The sequence below is a fragment of the Candidatus Villigracilis affinis genome (assembly GCF_016705895.1).
Classification (GTDB): domain Bacteria; phylum Chloroflexota; class Anaerolineae; order Anaerolineales; family Villigracilaceae; genus Villigracilis; species Villigracilis affinis.
In genome coordinates this window covers 1-21,880 of the sequence record NZ_JADJKT010000028.1, presented here as the reverse complement: position 1 = coordinate 21,880, position 21,880 = coordinate 1, and the positions used below count along the sequence as shown (strand labels likewise).

The window sequence follows — 21,880 nt, the reverse complement described above, 5'->3', positions numbered from 1 at the left end:
GTAGAGACACGGCATTGCCGTGTCTCTATGTTTTTAATATATAATTCCACGAATGTCTTCAAAACCCCGTTTTTTTGCTCAATTGACTCTGGCTTTTGTTTTGGGATTAAGTGCCTGCGCTTCGCTCGGGACCTCGAGCACGCCCACTCTCGAATTGCCGACTTCCACGCCTTTGCCTCCCACTGCCACTCCGCCGCCTTCTGTGGCGACTGTGAATGGGGAATACATCACCATCGCTGAATTTCAATCTGAACTGGAGCGTTATAAAGCCGCACAAACCGCGCTGGGACTCTCCTTCACGGATGAAGATGCAGGCAAAGCTGTGCTTGAAGATTTGATCGCGCAGGTTTTGTTGTCACAAGCTGCCAGAGCGGCGAATTTCACTTTGACAGAAGCAGACTTACAGTCGAGGATTGATGCGCTGGCCACTCAACTGGGAAGCGCCGATGCGTTAAGTCAATGGCAGTCGGCTCATGGCTATGACGATGCTTCCTTCCGCTTTGCACTGAAGCGTTCCATCGAAGCAGCGTGGATGCGTGACAAAATCATTGCGGATGTTCCAACCGTTGTTGAACAAATTCACGTCCGCCAGATTTTGACCTATAATGAGGTTGACGCGCGTGCGGCGTTGGATGAGATCAAGGCTGGCGCAGATTTTGACGCGAAGGCCGCGCTTTTTGACCCTGTCACTTTTGGTGAGTTGGGCTGGGTGCCGCGCGGTTATCTGCTCGACCCGGCGGCGGATGAAGCGTTGTTTGCCTTACAGCCAGGCATGTATACGGATGTCATCGCGACAGATGCGGGATTTCATATTTTCAAAGCCGTTGAACGCGGCGAGCACCCGCTCACGCCCGATGCCCTGTTGACCGTGCAGGAACTTGCGGTTCATACCTGGCTTGCAGAACAGCGCGCAAAAAGCGAGATCACTTTAATTCCCTAGTGTAAATGCAACCTTGCAGTTGCAATGATATAAAGTTGTCATTGGAGTTGTGTAATGAGTAAATACGATTATAACTATGAAGAGACCTCCAGCCCAAAGCAAAGCGCAAAACTTGAGGTCTGGGATATGCTAAGTATTGCGACACTTTTGTTGACGCTCTGCCTCGGTGTGTATTTTGTTGCGGTTTTTATTTTCCCCCAATCGGCTTTGAATCCCTTTAAGGCAAGCATGGTTGACCCCAATGCTCCGCCCACAGCGACGATCACGCCGCTTCAAATGGATGCCACCTGGACAGCCACTCCATTCGCGCTCGTGACCGAGACGCCGACCCTTCTTCCTACCCATACACTGATCCCTTCACCAACACTTTTCTCGCTCGTGACCCCTTCCGATACGCCCACACCGACCCCGCTGCCCAAAGCGCAGTTTTCTGCGACCGTCACTTATATTGACAGCACGATCATTCATCCGGAAGCGGCTTGTAAATGGCAGGGGATCGGCGGCACCATCGTGGATTCGAATAATGCAGATATCCTCAGAATCACCGTCCGCCTTGTGGGAAGTTACAACGGCAGCACCAAGAATGAATTGACCGTCAGTAGTATTGCCCCCGCATATGGAAAATCTGGCTATGAGTTCTTTTTGGGAACGACCCCGATCACAACCAGAAGCAACCTGACCCTGCAGATCCTTGACCAGGCAGGCCTGCCTTTGTCTGACCCGATCGAGATCGACACCTTCAAGGAATGTTCAAAGAATTTGGTGCTGGTGCGTTTCAAGAAGAATCCGTAATCAGTCGGGAGTATTTTCAATGTTGGCTGGACGCGTCACTCTTAGAAATATCTTCCTGGTTTTGTTTGTAGCGTCTACGCTTGTGCTTGTGATATTGGCCGTCAGCACGTCGATGGTAAAGCAAGCCATGAGTGAGTTCGCTCCATCCGCGAACGATGACCCATCCACGACACCGCCGGTGCAGGATGCGGATGGTCTGGGCTTTTCGGCAGTGATCGGTTCTGCCATTACTTCCATTACTTCGCTGGTTGGATTCATTGTCACAACAGTCATTACCTGGCGCAAGGAGAGGCGGGAGTCGTCACTGGCGGAAGTGGAACGCAAGAAGCTTGAGCTTGAATTGGAAAAGAACAGGCTGGAGCTTGAAGAGTTGAAAAAGGGTAGGAAAGCGAAGAAGAAAAAGTGAGAATAATAAAATGTCCGCTGCCTGATAAGCAGCGGACATTTTTGTTTGATAGTTTTTTTACCCGACTTCAAGATTCCATTTTTGATACTTCGGGTGTTTTGCGCGGACGATATCATCGAACAGGATGCGCAATTTCTCAGTGATGGGTCCCATTTTGCCGGTACCCACAGGGCGATGATCAATTTTCGTCACAGCGACGATTTGCGCGGCGGTGCCGGTCATGAAAACTTCCTCGGCGATAAATACTTCTGTGCGGTCGATGGAGCGTTCCAGGACTTGCAGGCCGAGCTCGCTGCGCGCCAATTCCATGACCGAGCGGCGGGTGATGCCTTCGAGGATATTGTCTGTGACTGGCGGCGTGATCAGAATGCCGTCACGAATGATAAAGATATTCATGGCTGAGCCTTCAGAGACATGGCCGTTGTTGTCGAGCACGAGCGCCTCGTCAAAGCCTGCGCGGTTGGCGTCGGTCTTGATCAGCGCCGAGTTGGCGTACGCGCCCGATATCTTTCCACGCGCAGGGATGGAATTATCGTCAATGCGCCGCCAGGACGAGAATGTGATATGCGCGTTCGAATCATTGGGAACATATTTTTCAAATGCCATCACGAACATGGCGAATTCGTCTTTTAGATTGTGCAAACGCACACCGATGCCCATGTCAGCTTTGTAAATGGTGGGGCGCAGATACACATCTTCCTTCCAGTTGTCCATTCGTAAAACATCGAGAGTCAACTGGGTCAGACTCTCTTCGTCATAGGGGATATCCATTGCCATCATGCGCGCGGAATTTAAAAGGCGCTGAAAATGGTCAAATGGACGAAAAACGAAGAGACGTTTCTTCTCTTCGTTCCAATATGCCCGCATACCACTGAACACGGTGGTTCCATATAAAAAGCCATGTGTTGCTATGTTGATTTTCGCGTCCGCAAGTGGGACGATCTTTCCCTCAAAGAAAGCGTGCTTCGAGAGATCCACTAGACACCTCCGATTTGAATTGGTTATTGCCATGAAATTATAATCCATTCAATAGGGAAGCCAGATTCGAAAGAACCCGGCTTCCCTTTACTGCATGAATTAACTAACCCCCGTGTTTATGAATCGATTTGCGAATCCCGTTCCGCAATGGACTGTGAGTTGGCGCGGCCTACGAGGAACATGGCTGGCAAAAGCAGCAGTCCCGATGTGGTGATGGCCGCTACAACTGAAAAGAATCGCGCAACGAGTCCCACGCTGGGGCCGCCTGCGATCTGCCCGAAGGCATCCACCTGCCCGGTCATGGAATGAACCGTGGCGCGGGTTTGCGGATCAAGTTTCTGGTTCACCCATGCCGAGTTGAGCGGACCTCGAATATCGCGTAAAACGTCGATGACGAGATACAGGCCCAGGGCTAGGACAAGAAGCGGCGAAAGGGCGAATCCGATCATGGTGGTGGCGATCAATCCCGTTACGATCATCATGGCGCGGCCAATCGCAAGCGGACTTCCCGAGTCGACGCGTTTTTCCACGAAACGGATCGCGAAGATGGTCAGGACGGATGCCACGATGCGCAACACGGCAAAGAAGGCCACTTGATTGTTCCCGAACAGGACCGGGATATCAAAATTATCGAGCAAGTGCTTCACCCACAGACGGTCGAAGCCTTCGCTGTACAGGCCGTAAAACAAACCGATGCCAAGAATGGTGATAAGGCGTGGACGTGCTCGCACTGCCTTCACACCTTCATTGAATGTGTGCCACATATGCTGCCATGTGTTGCGGTCTTCCTGCGGGGTGGGGTGGAAGCCTGTTTCAGGCATGATGAAGATCAGCACAACGCCGATCATGATCACGCCGACTGCACCGATCTGAATCGGCAGGGCCACGTTGTTCGCGCCGATGAGCATAGCTAGCCCCATCCCAAACAGGGATGCGGTCAGCCCTACGCGTGTGGCGCGCATGAAAAGCTGATTGGCCTTTTCTTCCCCGACCTCGTCCGAAATCCATGCCTGTGTGGCTCCGCTGGTGAATGTATATCCCAGCCCCCAGATGACTTGCGCAAGCAGGATCGGCAGAAAGGCGGGAAAGAGGCCTTCCACAAGAAAACCGAGCCCCATCAAAAAGTACCCGATGATGATGGACAGGCGGCGTGAATATGAATCTGCCACCACACCCGTGGGGATTTCAAAGACGAACGCTGAAACCTCCAGTGTGGTGCCGACCAGCACGAGCTGTAATGGCGTAAGCCCCGCAATTGTGGCCTCGTACAGTGACATGGTCACGAACATCATCGAGAAGAAAGCCGAAGCGGTGAATTCGATAAACAGATAAACTTTTGTGGCATCTAACTTTAAATTTGAAAACATGTTATTCCTTTTTGTGAAACGAGAACCGTGCGTCAGGCGCGGAAGGCTCCCTCCGTATGCCGAACATTATTTAAAAAGGTGAAGATTTTCATGACAGCCTCCATTTTTGTTTGTTGTTATATGAGTTTAAACGACAAAAGCGTAATCAAACGCTGAAGTCTTAAAAAATATTTATGAAAAAACTGGAATACTCGCACAGAGTGTCAGATCAGTGAAAGTGCCGAAGGTCCCGTGCGCATCGCTTCCCCGTACAATGCTGGAAAACTATTCCTTGAACTTCATCAAGGTCTGGCCGTCGTACTTCATTGCAGCCCATCTGCCTTCGCCGAGCTGCGCCCAAATACTTTCACTGTTTCCCCATGTAGCGGTCACTTCCACTTCGTCGCCTTCCTTCAAACCTGCAATGGCCTCACTTGATGCATCATGATCCACACGCACATGCAGGCTTTTTACAAGCACGACGGCGATCCGTTTGGCGTTTTGATTCATGTGTGTTCCTCCAGCAGCCGCTTCAACTCTGCAATGCTATCTTGTGGGTTCTTGAACAGGATGCCGGTCATGCCGAGATCTTCACAGCCTTCGAGATTGATATTTACATCATCGACGAAGACCGCTTCTTCTGCCTTAACTCTGGCCTGCTCCAACGCAACTTGATAGATCTTTGCCTCGGGCTTGATTGCGCCAACCTCCGCCGAAATGGTGACAGTGTCGAACACATCGATGACCTTTTCACGTGCGATGAAATCACGCAACCCGCTCCATGCGTTGGAGATCAGTCCGGTATGGACCTTCCCGCGCAGGGAGCGGATATATTCCACCAGATCGCGGTCGATCACGTCGCCACCGAAGAATTCATCCTGAAAGGATTTCATCTCGGAGATTGGGTGCTTTAACCGCTTCAACACTTCCGCCCAATGGGCATGTTCGGGGATGGCACCCACCGATGCGCGCCGCGCAGATTCACTTGCGAAGACGACCTTATCGATGTCGTCATAATCCATGCCAAACCGCTCCGCCAAATGCTGGCGCGGAGACTGGTACTCGGTACGCATGATCACGCCCCCGAAATCAAAGAACACAGCGCGGACGGGCATGTGCTATTTCTTCTTGGTCTTCGAAGCTGCAGGTTTCTTTGCGGCAGGAGCTTTTGCTTTTGCCGTGGAAGATTTCGCTGCGGCTGGTTTCTTTGCAGCAGACTTTTTCTCAGTGCCGATCTTTGTCGTTTTTGGAAGGGGCTCGGTCTTAAGGAAAGCAGTGGCTGGAACTTCAGCGTTGGCGCTGGCGGCAGCGGCTTTTGCATCAGCAGAAGCCTGTTTCTTGGCGGCATCCTGCCAGTTGGGGAAGAACAGTTCCATCCTCTGTCGAGAAATGGAATTGGCGCGGCGGCAGCGCGGGCAGTGGCCGTCATAGTGGTTCATGTTCTTTTCATTCATCGTCATAATGGCAGTAAGCATCTCAGTGCGGCTAAGGGTGAATGGGGTCTGGCAGTAAATACAACGCAGGTTCATAGGTTTATCCTTTCCAAAAAAGCGCGAATATATCTTGATTCTACACTGATTTCACCCGCATAGCGAATCAGCTTTTTATTTGCTCAGTTCTTTCTGTAATTTGCGCCTAAAAAACCAGACCCTAAAGGCTCTTTTAAAGGAATCAGGCCAAAAATCGGGCTGATTCCCTGTTTGAAAACCTCTAGAGTCTTTTATTTAGAAGAAGTGGACGGTAAAAAATATTTATTCCTCCACTTCGCGGCCTGGGCGAAGCTCTTTTTCATAAGTGAGGTGTTCGCTGGCTACAACCATGCCAGCCCGCTGATATAAACGCGTTGCGCCCGTAGGGTTGGAGGCATCCACGCCGAGGCCAATAGTGGTTGTGCCGCGTTTGTAGAATTCGCCGAAGGAATGCCGTAAAAGGGCAATTCCAAGTCCCATTTTGCGCCAGGGGCGGCGGACACCAATTGTGCCCACCCAGCCAGATCCCATGCGGAAGCGGTTTTGTGAAAACCCTGCAATCTGATCTCCATCCCAGACAACCATCCAAAGGGTAGGGTCAAAATTTGGATTGTCAAATTTTTGAGACCACTTTTCATAGGTAAATTCATGGCTACCCCAGTGGTCGCGGAAAACTTCGTTGTCTGCCTGCCAGACGGCAACAGCATGTTCGTCTTTGATGAACGGCCGCAACTCAAGGCCGGTAGGGAAGGTCACTGCTGCAGGAGCTTCCTGCAACTTGATTTCCATGCGCCAAAAATAGCGGATGGGAGAGTAGCCCATGGCACGGAGCAAGGGATCCCCAGCCTCGTTCCTGGTATTGATCATGCTTTGGATCACCACCCGCGTATTCGGCTTGGCAAGTTCCATTTCAGCCTGCGCGCGTACTTCCATTTTTTCAAGCAGGGAGGTTCCAATCCCCAGGCCTCTGAATTCGGGATGAACGCATCCGTCTGCTATAAGTTTACAGTGACCATTCTCGTTATAAAACTCTTCACTGCCAACCACACGTCCCTCCTGGGTCTCCACGACAAAGACGTCGCGTTCCACAAGAAAGCCTTCGTTACGCCATGCGTTTGCCAGCTCTTCGGCCGTCATTACAAAACTCGCATCGCCTTCCATTTTAGCAACTTCATATGTGAGTTTTGCAACTGCATTGACATCTGCCAAACTCGCTGGGCGCAGTGTCAGGCCGTGGTCGAGATGTGCTTTTTCAGTCATGGCGATCTCCTAACTTTATTCCTCCACCACACGTCCGGGGCGAAGTTCCTTTTCATAAGTGAGAAACTCACTGGCTACAACCATGCCAGCCCGTTGATAAAGACGGGTTGCACCTGTTGGGTTGGAAGCATCCACGCCGAGACCGATGGTGTTTGTGCCGCGTTTGTGGAATTCGCCAAAGGATTGTTGCAGCAGAGCGAGGCCGAGTCCCTTTTTGCGCCACGGACGGCGAACGCCGAGTGTACGGATCCAGCCGATGCCCATGCGGTAACGGTTAATCGAAAAGCCTGCCACTTCGTTCCCATCCCAGGCGATGACCCAAAGATTCGGGTCAAATTCAGGGTCGTCGAAGCGGCTGTGGACAAATTCCTCGAAGGATACATCGTGGCTTCCCCAATGGTCTCGAAAGGATTCGTTTTGCGCCTGCCAGACGGCCATTTCATGCTCTGCCCTTACAAACGGACGAATCTCCACGCCTTCAGGCCAGACTGCGGCTGGGGGCGCGGAATCAAGTTTTATTTCCATTCGCCAGTGATAGCGTTTTGGAAAGTAGCCTTCGGTTTTGTGCAGTTCATGGCTGGCGGCATCGCGGCTGTCGATGGTGCTGCGCAGGAAAATGCGCAGGTCGGGTTCGGCGAGTTGCATTTCTTCGATGGCGCGTGCTTCGGCGCGACGCAGCAGGGTTGTGCCGATTCCCAACCCTTTGAATTGCGGGTGGACGTATCCATCGGTGCGCAGGTTGTAGTGTTCGTGTTGGTTGCCGAATTCTTCGTATCCGACTATGCGGCCATCTTTTGTTTCAATAATGAAGGCGTCGGTTTCTGGATTGAAGCCTTCGCTTTGCCATTCGTTTTTCAGTTCTTCAGGTGTGACTGCGACCGTGGTATCTCCATCGGCTTCACACACGGCGTAGATGACTCCTGCCACGGCTTCGCAATCTGCCCATTGAGCAGTGCGCAGGCTGAGGCTTGAGTCGAGACGCGTTTCATTTAGTTGAGGTTGTGTCATGGTTCAATTCCTTCCATTCATCACGCAGAATGCCCATAAGGAGCACATCCCAGCGTTTGTTGTCTTTTATGATTCTGCCGCGCATACGACCCTCAACTTGAAAACCGCATTTTTCATAAGAGCGGATGGCGCGTGGATTGTATTCAAAGACGGTAAGGGTGATACGGCGCAGGTTGAGTTCGATGAAGCCAAATTGCAAAATCAGTTTCATGGCTTCGGTGCCGTAGCCCTTGCCCCAATCTTCACGTTTGTAGATTCCAATACCCACAAACGAATCACGCGAACCCCAGTTGTTGATCACATCAATATTGATATCGCCCAACAGGCGGTTATCATCCAGGGCGCGGATACTGAAGAAATGATTCGCGGGTGAATCATCTTCAATTATTTTTTCAAGGAATTTTGTCGTCGCTTTTGCGGAATGCAGGCGGGTCGGGCCCGTATCCATCAGGCGCATTAATTCCGAATCGCGTCCCAGCGAGGAAAACGCCTTGCCGACCTCTTCAGAATCCATGGCAGAAAGGCGCACAAGATTCCCCTTGAAAATATCTTTCATTTCGCCTCCTGTTGGGCGAGCCATTCCTCACGAAGGATGCCCATCCAAAGGCTGTCAAAGCGGACGCCGTCGCGCAGGCCTTCGCCGCGCATGCGTCCTTCCATTTTGAATCCAACTTTTTCATAGGATTTCAAGGCGCGTTCGTTGTAGGCGTGCAGGCCGAGTGAAACACGGCGCAGATTCAGCTCGATAAATCCATATTGCACGATGAGGCGCATGGCGTCGGTGCCGTAGCCCTTGCCCCAGTATTCGCGCTCGCCAATGGAAATGCCAACCCATGTGTCGGCATGCGTCCACGAATTGACCCACAGACTCACGCCACCGATCAACTTATCATCGGCGAGTGTGCGTATGGAAAACGGGAATGCCTGCGGGTTTTTGCCCGCGCGTTTTTCGATGAAGTCCTTGATCTTTTTTTCAGAAAACAACATGGCGGGGTCGCTGTCGGCCAGGCGGTGCTGTTCGGTGTCTCGATCCCATTTGACGAAGGCCTTGGCCATGATCTCGGGGGAATCATTCGCGAGGCGGACGAGGGATCCGCGATAGATGTCTTTCATCGCTTCACCCTCGACCGTTATTCTGCTCCCGCCATTCGGTATTCAATAAGCCGAAAGAGACGAGATCCCAAATTTGACCGTCGCGATTCAATGCCTGACGTCGTCGAATCTCTTCCATAAAACCAAACTTCTGGAAGAGGCGCATGGCGCCCTCATTGTAGGCAGGTACCACCGCAGTCACGCGATAGAGATTCAGCTCATTGAAGGCATAGCGCAGCAAGAGACTCAAGGCTTGCGAGCCGTATCCCTTGCGGCGATCCTCCACGGCACCGATACCGAGGCGAAGAAACCCGTTGCCGTTGGTCCAGTCGATCCATTCCAAAATGGCTTTTCCGATCAAACGGTCATCTTCGCGGGCACGGATGGTGAAGTAGAAGAGGTTCTTATCCTCCTCCATTTCCTTTTCAACGGCTTCATACTGCTTCTTCACCATTGCGGGTGAAAGCGGACGGGCGGGTTTTAAGTCCAGCAGGCGCATGAATTCGGCGTCATGCGTCCATTTGGATTCGATTTCAGGATGCGTTTCATGGTCGATGGGACCGAAACGGATATCCGTCGCTTCGAACAACTGAGTTTGTATATCCAACATTTTTTCCTCCAAACCAAAAAAACAAAAAAGCGGTCACAGGTCACATTGACCCATGGCCGCCTTTCGCGCGATTAAATAAAAACGGCCACGGGTGTGTAGTGCACCGTGGCCGCAAGACAACTAGGACAGTCTAACGGTGAGCAGGCGCACTGCGAGAATCAACATCGGCTTTACCGATGAATGCAGGGAAGGTGTAAAACTTGTTCATCAACATTGGGCGTGCGCCTCCTTTCGTAAGATTTGCTTTTATCAAGCGCCGTGAGTTTATCATGCAAGAGAAAATAGAGTCAAGGGTATTGTGGAAAAATATTTTATGACGGAATCATAGTGCATCAAACCTTTGGGAGGTTGTATCCTCTGTTTGGATTCGATACAATAATTGTCAACTGTGTATTTTCGCAAAAACAATTAGAGGTAAATTATGAAATTGAATTCTGCAAAGGAAGTTTGGGTTGCCCGTTTGATCGCGTGGTTTGCGATCGGTGCAGTTTCGTGCGGCATCATTTTTGTCACCACCTTCATGGTGGGACCCTCCCTGTTTGCCATTCCCAATCTGAGCGAAAAGATCGCCGTATCTGTGTTTTGCCCGGGCGCGGAAAGTACCTCGCGCCAGGATGGCGCATCCGTTCCAACAACGTCCAGCCCATCGGGCACGTACGGTCACACGGTGGAGATCACCTGCACCTTTGCCGATGGCAGCACGGAGATCATCCGCAACGAGCAATATGCGCTGGCCTCCATCGGCGGCATGTTTGGGCTGGGTGGTTTATGCGGATTGGGGATTTCTGTTTTGCTGATGCTTTTGCCTTTTTTTGTAATTCGCAAGAAAAAAGAAGAATAAAAAAGAGAGACGCCAAAGTCCTCAGACTTTGGCGTCTCTCTTGATGATGTCACGCTGCAAGTGGACCTACTTCGGATTCGCCACTTCGCTCATCGTTTTGACTACCAATCCATTGGCTTGTTGTTCACCGAGCCACTTTGCAAATTGATCGAACACATTGAGTTTGATCGCATACTCATTACAGCCGTCGCAGACGTGATGAAATACAAAGATGACCCAGCCGCCGCCGTCATTTTCAACTTCGGTCACATAGCGGGTCATTTTTGGAAAGCGCGTATCTTTCACAATGTAGGGCATGGCATTCAAGACATACATATCCACGGGCGGAATGGTGTCCGGTCCGCCGGAAACGCCGCGTGCATTGTTATATCCGCAATCGACCACCATTTGTTTTGATTCATCGTCATAGTGGCCGTAGGGATAGGCGAAGGAATTTACTGCGAATCCGTGCGCCAGCAGATTTTGCCTGTCCTGGCAGATCTCACGTTCGAGGTCTGCGCCGCTCAAGTCAGGGACATTGCTATGGCTGAGCGTGTGTCCGCCGATCTCGTTGCCGTCGTTGTACAGGTCGCGCAGTTGGTCTTCGGTCATGTAGCCGTTCGTGCCGGTGAATCCGCTTACGATGTAGAAGGTGGCCCGCAGGTTATTCTCCGCGAGGATATCGCGCACGGCGTAGTTGTCGGCGTCACCGTCATCGAAGGTCAAGCTGACCACGGTATTCTTGAATGTGAGTGCAGGCAGAGCTGGTTCGGGCTTGCTGGTACAGCTGGCCAGAAGCGTCAATACCAGTAGAAAAAACAGCCTCGTTTTATTTCGTAATTGCAGATTCAAATCCGCAGTCCGTGTGGATCGTGACACTTCGTCTCCTTTGTGATTACGGCTCAAAATCGATCTTTTCCGTCGCGCACGTTCCCTGTTGACCTTTATCCGAGCACAGTGTAATGGTTACAAAGAGTCTATGGCTTTCAGGGTTGTATTTGAATGGGGGTGTGCTAATGGTGTAAGTCTCGCCGATGCCGAGGATTTCTTTCGCGCTTTTCGTCTGGCAATCGTCGAGATTGATGAATCCATCAGCGGTATCAGAGACGACCACATCGGTGATCTTATCCCTGATCGAGATGTTCACCGATTTGAACGGGATGCCGCCAGTATTCCTGAGTTTCAGTTCCACCCACCAGAAGCCGTTGCATGAATCCATGCTGGTGTATTCAACGGTGAACTTCGGCGTGGGCAGGGAAGTGGCCGTGGCGGTGGGCGTGGGCGGCGGCGTGAAGACCGGCGCGAGCATGACTGGCCCCGTCAGTGTGGCATATTTTCCCCATACCCAGCAAAACTCGGGGTCACTGCCATCTGGGTTGCGGATGTACCAATAGTTATTGGTTGGGTCACGTGCATACACTTGGGCGATTTCACCGACCAGCAAAGCCCCGACCATATCGTACACTTTGCCTGGTCCGCTGCGGCAATTGGTATCGACGGAAACGGTGATGAACGGCGTTTCCAGCGTGGGAGTGAAAGGCAGGGTCGGCACCAGTGTTGGAGTGGGAGTCAATGTGGGCGGTTCGAGCGTGAATGTTAAAGTTGGGACGAGGGTGGGGGTATCTTGCAATGTGGGTGGAGTGAGGAGTTCGTTTATTGCGTCCTGGGTTTGGCCCGCCATCACTGTCCCTGCCACGGCAGTGCTGATTTCATTTTCGTTCGATGGAAAAATGGATGGAGTGGCACAAGCCATGCTGGCAACTAACAGCACAATGGCTAGCAAACGGGTTTTTTTGAAGAATGACATGATACTTTCCTTTTATGAAATTAAGCAGCGGCTCTTAAATCTGACGTTCAACCTTCTGCGCTTGTTCCGTTTTTCAGGATCAGCCAGCCTTTTGCCAGCCATTTTTTATGCGTGTCGATCTTGAACCCTTTTGCCGCCAGGCTTTCGGCCGAGGCGGTGAACCATTGCTTCCACCCGAAAACTTTTGCATGCGCGGTTTCGGCGGCAGAGCGTTTCCACGCTTCGAAAAAATTATGGATGGGTTCGCCTGCCACCACATGATGGATGTGATTCTTTGGCAGCACGGTTTGAAAATCGGTGATGTCGAATCCCATACGGAAGTTTGTGCTGAATACAAGCGCTTCGAACTTCCATCCGCTTTCTATTTTTCGAACGAGGTTCGCCACCCAGATACTTCCAAACGGATTCGACGTGCCTTCGATCATCAGCCCGCCCGGTAAAACATATTCAGCGAGACGTTCATACGCGGGCGCAAAATCCTTCTCTTCATATTGACGCAGGACATTAAATGCGCGGATCAATCTTACCCTTTCGCCTGATTGCAAAGGCAAGTTAAATCCTCCATGCCGAAAGTGGGTGATGCTGTCGGCGAAGGGCAGCGCGGCCTCGACCCGCTCCTTGTCGATCTCCACGCCGAGGATGGGCAGTGACGGGTTGACACGCCTGAAGCGTTCCGCGCTTTCGAGGGTGGTTCGGGCGTCGAAGCCGTAGCCAAGATCAATGAACATCGAATGCTGAAACAGTCCATCGGTCCGCGTAAGAAGCGCAGGCTCATAGAGCAGGATAAAGTTATCGACACGGCGGAGTCGGTTCGAAGCGGTCTTTCCGCGGGTCGGGTTTCCAATCGGTTTTTTGCTTGAAGTTTTTACCATTCGCTCCAATTATAAGAGCGAAATCGACGGGGTTCGTTATGGTAAACTCATGCCGATTAATATGTTGCGCTGGAAAAACAAATCCTTCACCCTTGCGGTCTATGGGCTGCTGATCTCGGTTGGCGCGTTTGTGACGGCCTGGGTGGTGTATCAGGTGCCTTCTGACCCGAAGAATAATATTTTTTTGGGGCTGTCACTGCAAAGAATGATTCTGATTGGCAGTGTGTCGCTGGCGGGGTTATTGACGGCGGCGCTTTCGGTCCGTTCATTTCGCAATCAGGCCTGGGCAGAGCGGGCTTGGACTTTTCTCTTCGGGAAGACGACTCTCGCCGTGCTGATCCGCTGGCTGGCCGCGGCGATCGCCATTGCAGGCTGGGTGATCTGGTTCACACCTTTGTATCGCTGGGAGAACAATCAGGATTATTACCTGCGCCTGCATCCCATTGTCGTTTGGTTGACCCTCGCTGGTGTTTTGACTTTTGTTGTTTCAGGGGTGGAAGAATATGGTTTTGACCCGCAGAATTTTTTGAATACACTCACTTCGAATAAAAAGATTTTTGGCATTGCGCTGGGCGTGATGTTCGCTTTTCTTTTGATTTGGGCATTCATCGCGTTGACCGGCTTGGGGGTGTGGGTGAGCGATGGTTTTTGGTATGGCGCGGGCGTGCCTGTGCTGAGTTTGCAGATCGTGCTGGCGATGGTGATCGGCCTTGGCGTGTTTGCGTTGGAGCGTTCGTCATTCAAGGCGCGTTTTCCAAAATGGACGGACCTTTTCGTTTTCTTTTTGATCTGGTGCCTGGCGGCGTATCTTTGGGCGCGTGAACCATTGCCCACCAGTTTCTTCGCGCCGGGGCCGTTTCTGCCTGATTATGAACTGCATCCATTTTCCGATGCGGCAACCTTTGACCGCGGCAGTCAGTTTGCGTTGATCGGTCAGGGCATTAACAACGGTGCCTATTGGGACCGCGCCCTGTATATGGCGTTTCTGGTTTTCCTGCATCAATTGTTCGGGCAGAATTACGAGCACTTGATGAACGTGCAAGCCGCCATCTATGCTGTTTTTCCAGCGCTCCTGTATTTGCTGGGGCGGGATGTTTTCAACCGTTCTTTTGGTGTGATCCTCGCGGCATTGGTGACAATGCGCGGTGTCAACGGAATCGTGGTCAGCACCTTGATCGATCTTGCCAATCAGAAGTATATGCTCACCGATTTCCCGACGGTCATTTTCGTGGCGTGGTTTGCCTTGATGATGGTGCGCTGGTTGAAGGCTCCTGCGAAGAATTATTTATATGCGTTGTGGGCGGGTGGCGTGGTGGGGCTGGGAATCATGCTGCGCACGAATACGCTTTTTCTTTTGGTGTTCGCGGGAATTTTGATTCCCTTCGTGTATTGGCGGCAGAAATTGCGCGGCATGGTGATCGGCATGCTGGTTTTGGTTACGATGTTCGCGAGCACGTTTGCGTGGGGAGCGTATCACGACAAATCCGTTTTCGATATTTATATTTACAGAATCATGATCGTTCTTAAGGCGCGTTATCCGCAAGCGGCGCCGCAGCTTGCGCCCGAGGAAGAGCCGCAGGGAAATGAAGCAGCTCCGGTGAGCGTTGCCGCTGTATCATCCACAGGTCCGCGTTTGGCTGAGCCTGCAAGGGTGAAACCTGTTTATGAATTTGTGACCATTCATTTCCTGCACAACATCATTTCGTCGGTCTTTATTCTGCCGACAGATGACGAGTTCCACGATCTGTGGCGCACGGTGCGCGGCGATTTCCCGTATTGGGAACCGTATTGGGATGGCCGCTTCGCTGAAAGCGCGCATCATTTCCTGACCTTGAACCTGCTTCTAGTCGCGCTGGGCATTGCCGCCGCCTGGAAATACTCCCGCGCTCCGGGGCTGGCTCCATTGGGTATCTTCCTTTTTTATGACCTTGCCAATGCCTTCGCCCGCACCTCCGGCGGACGCTACGTTGTGCCGATCGATTGGGTCATCCTGTTTTATTTTGCGTTGGGTTTGTTTCAAGTCATTTTGTGGGGACTGGCTTTCTTTGGCCTGCGGGAAGAGACTGCCCATGTCGCTGAGCAGGCTTCGTGGAGTTGGGAACCGCTTAAGAAGCAGGCTCCGTTGATCGTCATTTTCTTCCTGTTCGTTGGGTCACTGGTGCCGGTGTCGGGTCATTTCATTCCACGCCGCTATCCTGACCGTTCGCAGGAGGAATTGTTCACGCTGCTTGAATCTCAGGGCGATATTCAAAAGATGGGATACGATGCGGCGGAATTGCAGACCGCCTTCGCGCAATGGCCCGAACTTAGGATCGTGGCCGGGCGCGCTTTGTATCCGCGTTATTTTGAGGCGGGCAGGGGCATCCCCAAGAATCGTTTTCCGTACACCGCGATGGATTTTCCCCGAATCGCGTTTACGGTGATCGGTCCGCAGGGGTTGAGCTATGTGCTTTTGCCGCGGGCCGATGTGGATTACTTCCCGAACGCCTCCGATGTGTTTGTTTTGGGGTGCGGGCTGGGGGCTAATATCGATGCGCTGGCCGTGGTGATCGTGGATCAGCCGAACATCGTGTACACGCGCCGCCCGCCGGTGCCGCTGCAATGCCCTGTGCAGTAGCCGTTTCTGCGGCTTTTTCCCGTATGGTAGAATCGAAAACGCTGTTTTAAATCCCGTTCGAGAATCCGCACCGCGGATTTTTCTGACCTGCCTGTTCTGGCTCTGATTTCGGGTCGGGTTCCTGAAAATAAGTTACCTTTTGTGAGTGGTATGAAAACATCTGAAGAATTTATCTATGATAGCGCCCGGCGCGGGCCGGTGGCGTTGGAGGAATTGCGCGGTATCTTTCGATATCGCGACCTGATCTTTCAATTGATCCGCAAGGACATTGTGGCGCGTTACAAGCGCTCGGTTTTGGGCGTCGCCTGGACGATGCTCCAGCCCCTCGGCATGATGGTGATCCTTTCTGTGGTCTTCTCGACTCTGTTTAGCCAGGTCAAGGGCTACCCGGCTTACATCCTCAGCGGCCTGATCGCGTGGACGTTCTTTTCACAGGCCACCAGCGCCATGATGACGCAGATCGTGTGGGGTGGCGCTTTGCTTCGGCAGATCTACGTGCCGCGCACCTCTTTTGCGGTCTCTTCGATCGGCACCGGGCTGACCAATTTGGGGATTTCGTTCATCCCCCTCGTTTTGATCGTTCTCATCATCGGCCTGCCGCTGCGTTGGAGCATCCTGTTCGTGCCGGTTTCGATGCTGCTGCTGGGGGCGTTCGCTTTGGGGGTGGGGCTGATCATTTCCACCATGTCGATCTACTTCCCTGATGTGGCGGATATGTACAACCTTGTGCTGACTGGCTGGATGTATTTGACGCCCATCGTCTATCCCGAAACCTTGATCCCCGAAGCCTATCGCTATTGGTTCTTTCATTTGAACCCAATGTACTATTATGTGAAAATATTCCGCGCGCCGATCTTCGAGGGAGTGCTTCCCGATGGGGATATCCTGATCGTTGCGACGTTGATCTCTGTCACGACTCTTATCATCGGATGGCTGTTCTTTTCGAAACGCTCTGATGAGTTCGCCTATCACTTATAAACATGATCGATTCAAACAAACCATCAGAAGACGTTATCCGCATTGAAGGTGTCTCCGTGCTGTATCGCAAGCCGGGAGAACGGATTCGTACCTTCAAGGAATACGCCATTCGTATTCTGCAGAGACGGATCCAATTTAAAGAATTCCGCGCCTTGAATGATGTAAATCTGCAGATCCAAAAAGGCGAGATCTTCGGCATCGTGGGCAATAATGGCGCCGGGAAAAGCACCCTGCTCAAGGTTGTCTCACGAGTCTTGATTCCTACGGAAGGGCGGGTGTGGATCAAAGGCGTTGTCACGCCGCTGTTGGAGTTGGGCGCGGGCTTTCACCCTGAATTGACCGGGCGTGAGAACATTATGTTGAATGGCACCATTCTTGGTCATCCGCGCCGTGAGATCGAAGAGCACATGGACGAGATCATCGAGTTCTCTGAGCTGGGCGATTTTATTGATTCGCCCCTGCGTACCTATTCCAGCGGCATGTATGCCCGCCTCGGATTTGCTGCAGCCACCACCTGGGAACCGGATATCCTCCTGCTTGATGAAGTGCTGTCTGTGGGGGATGAATCCTTCCGCAGGAAATGCGAAGCGCGTATGCGTGGATTCCGCAATGGAAAGACCACCTCCATCATGGTTTCTCACTCCATGGAATCTGTGATGAATCTTTGTCAGCGTGTTGCCTGGCTTGACCATGGCACAGTGCGCGCGGTTGGCCCCGCTGCCGATATCGTGGCGGAATATCGCAAGGCACAGCCGGGCGCAGGAGCATAAATCCACATGCAATTCATACCAACCAGCCTGCCTGAAGTGATTCTGGTCGTGCCGAAAGTCTTTGAAGACGAGCGTGGATTCTTTTTGGAAAGCTACCAAAAGGAACGCTTTTTGGCGGCAGGCATTCAATTTGATTTTGTACAAGATAACCATTCGGCTTCCACGCGGGGGGTGTTGCGCGGATTGCATTACCAGATTCGCCAGCCTCAGGGTAAACTGGTGCGAACGGTCGTTGGCGAGATTTATGACGTGGCTGTGGATATTCGCCGCAGTTCCCCGACGTTTGGAAAATGGGTCGGGGCGGTCCTTTCGTCAGAAAACAAGAACCAGCTTTGGGTCCCGCCCGGATTCGCGCATGGGTTTTACGTCATGAGCGAGCGGGCTGAGATCCTTTATAAAACGACAGATTATTATGCTCCGCAATGGGAGCGCAGTCTGTTATGGAACGATCCTGCTCTGGGCATCGATTGGCCCGTTGCGGGCGATGGCTTTCCGATTCTGTCTGGGAAGGATGCAAAGGGCGTGCTCCTCAAAGATGCTGAGATTTATGATTAGACTCCGGGAGACAAAATGAAAAATGTTTTGGTCACTGGCGGGGCGGGTTTTATCGGCTCCAATTTTGTTCGTTATATTTTAGAGGCGGATCCACAGGTTCAGATCATTAACCTCGATGCGTTGACCTATGCGGGCAGCCTCGAGAATTTGAAGGACCTGCCCAACGCGGATCATCACACCTTCGTGCAGGGTGATATTTGCAACCGTGATTTTGTGCGCGATTTGCTTCGCCAACATCAGATCGATACCATCATTCATTTTGCCGCCGAGACCCATGTGGACCGTTCGATTTTGGGACCGGAGCCGTTCATTCAAACGAATGTGATCGGCACGTTTACATTGCTTGAAGCGGCGCGGCAATACTGGCAGGTGGAAAATGCGTTGCCTCTCGATCAAGTCCGCTTTCATCATGTTTCCACCGATGAAGTGTATGGCACGCTTGCGCCCGATGACCCCGCCTTTTCTGAAACCACCCCCTACGCGCCGAATTCACCTTATGCCGCTTCAAAGGCCTCCAGCGATCATCTGGTGCGTTCTTATAACCACACCTACCAACTGCCGGTGACCATTTCGAATTGTTCGAATAATTATGGCCCGCGCCAGTTTCCCGAGAAATTGATTCCGCTGGTCATCCTCAATGCGTTGACAGGCAAACACCTGCCCGTGTATGGCGACGGCCAGCAGATCCGCGATTGGCTGTTCGTGACCGACCATTGCGAGGCGATCCACAAGATCGTTGTGGATGGCAAACCCGGCGAAACCTATAACATCGGCGGCAATAACCAGCCCGCCAATTTGACCATCATCGAAACCATCTGTGATCTGTTGGATGAACTTCAGCCGCTGGCAGAGCCGCATCGTAGTTTGATTAAATTCGTAACAGACCGCCCTGGTCATGACCGCCGCTATGCCATGAATATCAGCAAGATCGAACGCGATCTTGGCTGGAAGCCGCGTCATTCCCTGACGGACGGCCTGCTTGCCACGGTGCAATGGATCCTCGCCAACCCAGAGTGGGTGAGTGCCATTCAAAAGCAGCACGAATATCAAACCTGGCTTTCCAAAAACTATGAAAAAAGAGAGAACCCGTCATGAAGGGAATCATCCTTGCCGGTGGGCGCGGCACACGCCTGCACCCGCTGACTTTTTCCATGAGCAAGCAATTGCTGCCGGTGTACGACAAGCCGATGGTGTATTATCCGCTTTCCATGCTGATGCTGGCGGAGATCCGTGACATTCTCGTCATCAGCACGCCCGAAGATTTGCCGCTCTTCCGCAACCTGCTTGGCGATGGGACTCAGTGGGGGCTGAGATTCTCCTACGCAGAACAGGACCAGCCGCGGGGTCTGGCGGATGCGTTCCGCGTCGGCGCGAAATTCGTCGGGAATGATTCATCCTGTTTGATTTTGGGCGATAACATTTTCTTCGGTCACGGCCTGCCCGAGATATTGCGTCGCTCTGCCACGTTGACTTCCGGCGCGCGCATTTTTGCCTACCCCGTGCGCGACCCCGAACGTTACGGCGTGGTCGAGTTCGATAGCGATGGCAAAGTGGTAAGCCTCGAAGAAAAACCCGCCCAGCCAAAATCGAATTACGCGGTGCCGGGCGTTTATTTTTACGACCCCGGCGTGATCGAAATGGCGGCGAATTTACAGCCCTCGAAACGCGGCGAACTGGAGATCACCGATTTGAACCGTCTTTACGTCGAACGCGGCGACCTGCGTGTGGAAGCGCTTGGCCGCGGTGTGGCCTGGCTCGATGCCGGCACCCACGAGTCGCTGTTGCAGGCTTCGAATTTCATTCAGGCCGTGCAGGAACGTCAGGGCATGATGATCTCCTGCCCCGAAGAAATCGCCTACCGCATGGGCTTCATCGACAAAAGACAACTTCTGGAGCTGGCTGACAGACTCAAGAATAACTCCTACGGTCAATATCTTTTGGATCTCGCAAACGGAAAAATATAAATGAAAATTTTATTGCTGGGTAATACCGGCCAACTGGGATGGGAATTACAACGCTGTTTGCCGCCTCTGGGCGATGTACACGGTCTGGACTACCCGCAAATTGATCTGGCAAATCCAGAGACTCTGCGCGAAGTGATTCGCGCCTACAAACCCGATACCATTGTGAATTCCACTGCCTACACAGCCGTGGACGTGGCTGAAAGCAAAAGCGATCTCGCGTATGCCATCAACGCCAAAGCCTCTGCCGTCATGGCTGAAGAAGCCAAAGCGTTGAATGCGACCCTGATCCATTACTCCACCGATTACGTTTTCGACGGCGCAAAAGGCTCAACTTATGTTGAGACAGACGCCACCAACCCGTTAAACGTCTATGGGGCTAGCAAACTGGCAGGGGAGCAGGCGATTCAATCCGTCGCCGGTTCATATCTCATTTTCCGTACCGCCTGGGTGTACAGTTTGCGCCGTGATAGCTTTGTGACCAAAACCCTGCAATGGGCGCGTCAAAATGAGACCCTGCGGCTGGTGGATGACCAGATCAGTAATCCCACTTGGGCGCGCATGCTGGCGGAGACCACCGCTCAGGTGCTGGCACGCGGCGGCGACTACATCCGTGAGCGGGCTGGTCTGTACCACCTCGCTGGAGATGGCTTTGCCAGCCGCCTCGAATGGGCACGTCTGGTGCTCGAACTCGATCCCAACCGTCACGAACAGAAGGTAAAGGAAATCCTGCCTGCTCCCACCTCCGATTTTCCGACCCCGGCCACTCGTCCGCTGTTCTCAGCCCTGAACTGTGACCGCTTCACATCCACCTTTGGCCTGCGTCTCCCCAGCTGGGAATCCACTTTGCGCATGGCCATGGACCGTTAATCTGCATGTTTTTCCCTTTTAATGTACGGTCCAGTGCTTTTGTGGCCCTTCATGACCTTTCAATTATGCAAATTCGTGGCAATTTTGGTTTTGCCGGTCTCTTTTTTCGATCTCATACGTTATGAATAATGAAGCATCACATATTTCTCAGGGTTCTTCATCGCCTGAAACCGACATTCCCCGCCTGGTAGAGCGCACCCAGGAAGGTGACTCTCAGGCTGTAGCGACTCTGTATAGTCTGCATTACCAGCGAATCTATACATTTGCCTACTATCGCCTGGATGGGAACGTACCGCTTGCCGAGGATATTACCGAGGAAGCTTTTATGCGTGCGTTTCGAATGATCGGCACCTTCCAGTGGAAGGGCGTTTCATTCGGTGCCTGGGTGGTCACGATCGCCCGCAACCTGATTGTGGATATGTTGCGCCGCCCCGAAGCCCTGCAATTGCAGGAAACATGGCTGGATGCCTCACTCGATCCGGAGAAAGCCGTCGAGCAGGACATAACCAATAAAGAATTGGGTATGGCCCTTGAAAAACTGACCCCGGACCAAAAGGAAGTTATCATCCTGCGATTTTTTGAAGACTTCAGCATCGCAGAGACAGCAAAGATCACAGGAAAATCAGTTGATGCCGTGAAACGTTTACAAGCACGTGCATTAATCGTACTGGAAAGTAAACTAACAAGAGACGAATCATGAACAAGCATTGGAATCAAGCAGACAAAAAC

25 protein-coding genes are annotated in these 21,880 nt (G+C 52.3%); 12 read left to right on the top strand and 13 right to left on the bottom strand.

The genetic code is table 11. The annotated features are described in order from the left end of the window. The first annotated feature begins 52 nt into the window (after positions 1 to 52). Genes IPI86_RS13375 through IPI86_RS13365 form a run of 3 tightly spaced genes read left to right on the top strand, consistent with a single transcriptional unit; the run spans position 53 to position 2,138 of the window. Positions 53 to 940, top strand: coding sequence for a SurA N-terminal domain-containing protein (locus IPI86_RS13375; protein ID WP_345298513.1), 888 nt, complete (start codon positions 53 to 55; stop codon positions 938 to 940). A 54-nt stretch (positions 941 to 994) separates the two neighbouring features. Beyond that, entirely contained in the window at positions 995 to 1,732 is a 738-nt protein-coding gene (locus IPI86_RS13370; protein WP_345298512.1) for a hypothetical protein, read from the top strand. 19 nt (positions 1,733 to 1,751) lie between these two features. Beyond that, positions 1,752 to 2,138 carry a hypothetical protein gene (locus IPI86_RS13365; protein ID WP_345298511.1) on the top strand — a complete coding sequence of 129 codons (387 nt, stop codon included), beginning with the start codon at positions 1,752 to 1,754 and terminating at the stop codon, positions 2,136 to 2,138. A 57-nt stretch (positions 2,139 to 2,195) separates the two neighbouring features. Here IPI86_RS13365 and IPI86_RS13360 read toward each other — a convergent pair whose 3' ends face one another. From IPI86_RS13360 to IPI86_RS13315, 10 genes are all read right to left on the bottom strand, one after another. Beyond that, entirely contained in the window at positions 2,196 to 3,116 is a 921-nt protein-coding gene (locus tag IPI86_RS13360) for a branched-chain amino acid transaminase (RefSeq protein ID WP_345298510.1), read from the bottom strand. A 116-nt stretch (positions 3,117 to 3,232) separates the two neighbouring features. Further along, complete coding sequence (locus IPI86_RS13355) at positions 3,233 to 4,483, bottom strand: MFS transporter (RefSeq protein ID WP_345298509.1); 1,251 nt, start codon at positions 4,481 to 4,483, stop codon at positions 3,233 to 3,235. A 264-nt stretch (positions 4,484 to 4,747) separates the two neighbouring features. Next, complete coding sequence (locus IPI86_RS13350) at positions 4,748 to 4,972, bottom strand: hypothetical protein (RefSeq protein WP_345298508.1); 225 nt, start codon at positions 4,970 to 4,972, stop codon at positions 4,748 to 4,750. Continuing rightward, entirely contained in the window at positions 4,969 to 5,577 is a 609-nt protein-coding gene (locus IPI86_RS13345; protein WP_345298507.1) for an HAD family phosphatase, read from the bottom strand. Before IPI86_RS13345 ends, IPI86_RS13350 begins: the two co-directional genes overlap by 4 nt. A 3-nt stretch (positions 5,578 to 5,580) precedes the next feature. Next, entirely contained in the window at positions 5,581 to 5,991 is a 411-nt protein-coding gene (locus IPI86_RS13340) for a hypothetical protein (RefSeq protein WP_345298506.1), read from the bottom strand. Positions 5,992 to 6,213: 222 nt separating this feature from the next. Further along, complete coding sequence (locus IPI86_RS13335; RefSeq protein ID WP_345298505.1) at positions 6,214 to 7,191, bottom strand: GNAT family N-acetyltransferase; 978 nt, start codon at positions 7,189 to 7,191, stop codon at positions 6,214 to 6,216. A 15-nt stretch (positions 7,192 to 7,206) separates the two neighbouring features. Further along, positions 7,207 to 8,199, bottom strand: a complete 993-nt coding sequence (locus tag IPI86_RS13330; RefSeq protein WP_345298504.1) for a GNAT family N-acetyltransferase — start codon at positions 8,197 to 8,199, stop codon at positions 7,207 to 7,209. Continuing rightward, positions 8,177 to 8,755, bottom strand: coding sequence for a GNAT family protein (locus IPI86_RS13325; protein WP_345298503.1), 579 nt, complete (start codon positions 8,753 to 8,755; stop codon positions 8,177 to 8,179). Before IPI86_RS13325 ends, IPI86_RS13330 begins: the two co-directional genes overlap by 23 nt. Further along, on the bottom strand, positions 8,752 to 9,312 hold the full coding sequence (locus IPI86_RS13320; RefSeq protein WP_345298502.1) for a GNAT family protein: 561 nt from the start codon (positions 9,310 to 9,312) through the stop codon (positions 8,752 to 8,754). Before IPI86_RS13320 ends, IPI86_RS13325 begins: the two co-directional genes overlap by 4 nt. A 4-nt stretch (positions 9,313 to 9,316) precedes the next feature. Continuing rightward, positions 9,317 to 9,901: a GNAT family protein gene (locus IPI86_RS13315; protein ID WP_345298501.1), complete on the bottom strand. Its 585-nt coding sequence runs from the start codon at positions 9,899 to 9,901 to the stop codon at positions 9,317 to 9,319. A 421-nt stretch (positions 9,902 to 10,322) separates the two neighbouring features. Here IPI86_RS13315 and IPI86_RS13310 point away from each other — a divergent pair, with 421 nt between their 5' ends. Continuing rightward, positions 10,323 to 10,742, top strand: a complete 420-nt coding sequence (locus IPI86_RS13310) for a hypothetical protein (protein WP_345298500.1) — start codon at positions 10,323 to 10,325, stop codon at positions 10,740 to 10,742. 66 nt (positions 10,743 to 10,808) lie between these two features. Here IPI86_RS13310 and IPI86_RS13305 read toward each other — a convergent pair whose 3' ends face one another. Genes IPI86_RS13305 through IPI86_RS13295 form a run of 3 tightly spaced genes read right to left on the bottom strand, consistent with a single transcriptional unit; the run spans position 10,809 to position 13,400 of the window. Further along, positions 10,809 to 11,600, bottom strand: coding sequence for a polysaccharide deacetylase family protein (locus IPI86_RS13305; RefSeq protein ID WP_345298499.1), 792 nt, complete (start codon positions 11,598 to 11,600; stop codon positions 10,809 to 10,811). Between the two features lie 16 nt (positions 11,601 to 11,616). Continuing rightward, the gene (locus IPI86_RS13300) at positions 11,617 to 12,528 is read right to left on the bottom strand and encodes an SH3 domain-containing protein (protein WP_345298498.1); all 912 of its coding nucleotides are present in this window, start codon (positions 12,526 to 12,528) and stop codon (positions 11,617 to 11,619) included. Between the two features lie 47 nt (positions 12,529 to 12,575). Beyond that, on the bottom strand, positions 12,576 to 13,400 hold the full coding sequence (locus IPI86_RS13295; RefSeq protein WP_345298497.1) for a methylase: 825 nt from the start codon (positions 13,398 to 13,400) through the stop codon (positions 12,576 to 12,578). A 49-nt stretch (positions 13,401 to 13,449) separates the two neighbouring features. Here IPI86_RS13295 and IPI86_RS13290 point away from each other — a divergent pair, with 49 nt between their 5' ends. The 8 genes from IPI86_RS13290 (at position 13,450) to IPI86_RS13255 (ending at position 21,851) form a co-directional block, all read left to right on the top strand. Beyond that, the gene (locus IPI86_RS13290; protein WP_345298496.1) at positions 13,450 to 16,017 is read left to right on the top strand and encodes a glycosyltransferase family 39 protein; all 2,568 of its coding nucleotides are present in this window, start codon (positions 13,450 to 13,452) and stop codon (positions 16,015 to 16,017) included. Positions 16,018 to 16,167: 150 nt separating this feature from the next. Then, positions 16,168 to 16,995 (top strand): ABC transporter permease, encoded by an 828-nt coding sequence (locus IPI86_RS13285; RefSeq protein WP_345298495.1) that lies wholly within the window; start codon positions 16,168 to 16,170, stop codon positions 16,993 to 16,995. 2 nt (positions 16,996 to 16,997) lie between these two features. Continuing rightward, positions 16,998 to 17,765 carry an ABC transporter ATP-binding protein gene (locus IPI86_RS13280; protein ID WP_345298494.1) on the top strand — a complete coding sequence of 256 codons (768 nt, stop codon included), beginning with the start codon at positions 16,998 to 17,000 and terminating at the stop codon, positions 17,763 to 17,765. A 6-nt stretch (positions 17,766 to 17,771) separates the two neighbouring features. Further along, complete coding sequence (rfbC, locus tag IPI86_RS13275; RefSeq protein ID WP_345298493.1) at positions 17,772 to 18,320, top strand: dTDP-4-dehydrorhamnose 3,5-epimerase; 549 nt, start codon at positions 17,772 to 17,774, stop codon at positions 18,318 to 18,320. A gap of 15 nt (positions 18,321 to 18,335) precedes the next feature. Next, complete coding sequence (rfbB, locus tag IPI86_RS13270) at positions 18,336 to 19,415, top strand: dTDP-glucose 4,6-dehydratase (RefSeq protein WP_345298492.1); 1,080 nt, start codon at positions 18,336 to 18,338, stop codon at positions 19,413 to 19,415. Next, positions 19,412 to 20,284 (top strand): glucose-1-phosphate thymidylyltransferase RfbA, encoded by an 873-nt coding sequence (gene rfbA / locus IPI86_RS13265; RefSeq protein WP_345298491.1) that lies wholly within the window; start codon positions 19,412 to 19,414, stop codon positions 20,282 to 20,284. Before rfbB ends, rfbA begins: the two co-directional genes overlap by 4 nt. Beyond that, entirely contained in the window at positions 20,285 to 21,151 is an 867-nt protein-coding gene (gene rfbD / locus IPI86_RS13260; RefSeq protein WP_345298490.1) for a dTDP-4-dehydrorhamnose reductase, read from the top strand. 121 nt (positions 21,152 to 21,272) lie between these two features. Beyond that, positions 21,273 to 21,851, top strand: coding sequence for a sigma-70 family RNA polymerase sigma factor (locus IPI86_RS13255; RefSeq protein ID WP_345298489.1), 579 nt, complete (start codon positions 21,273 to 21,275; stop codon positions 21,849 to 21,851). Positions 21,852 to 21,880 lie beyond the last annotated feature (29 nt).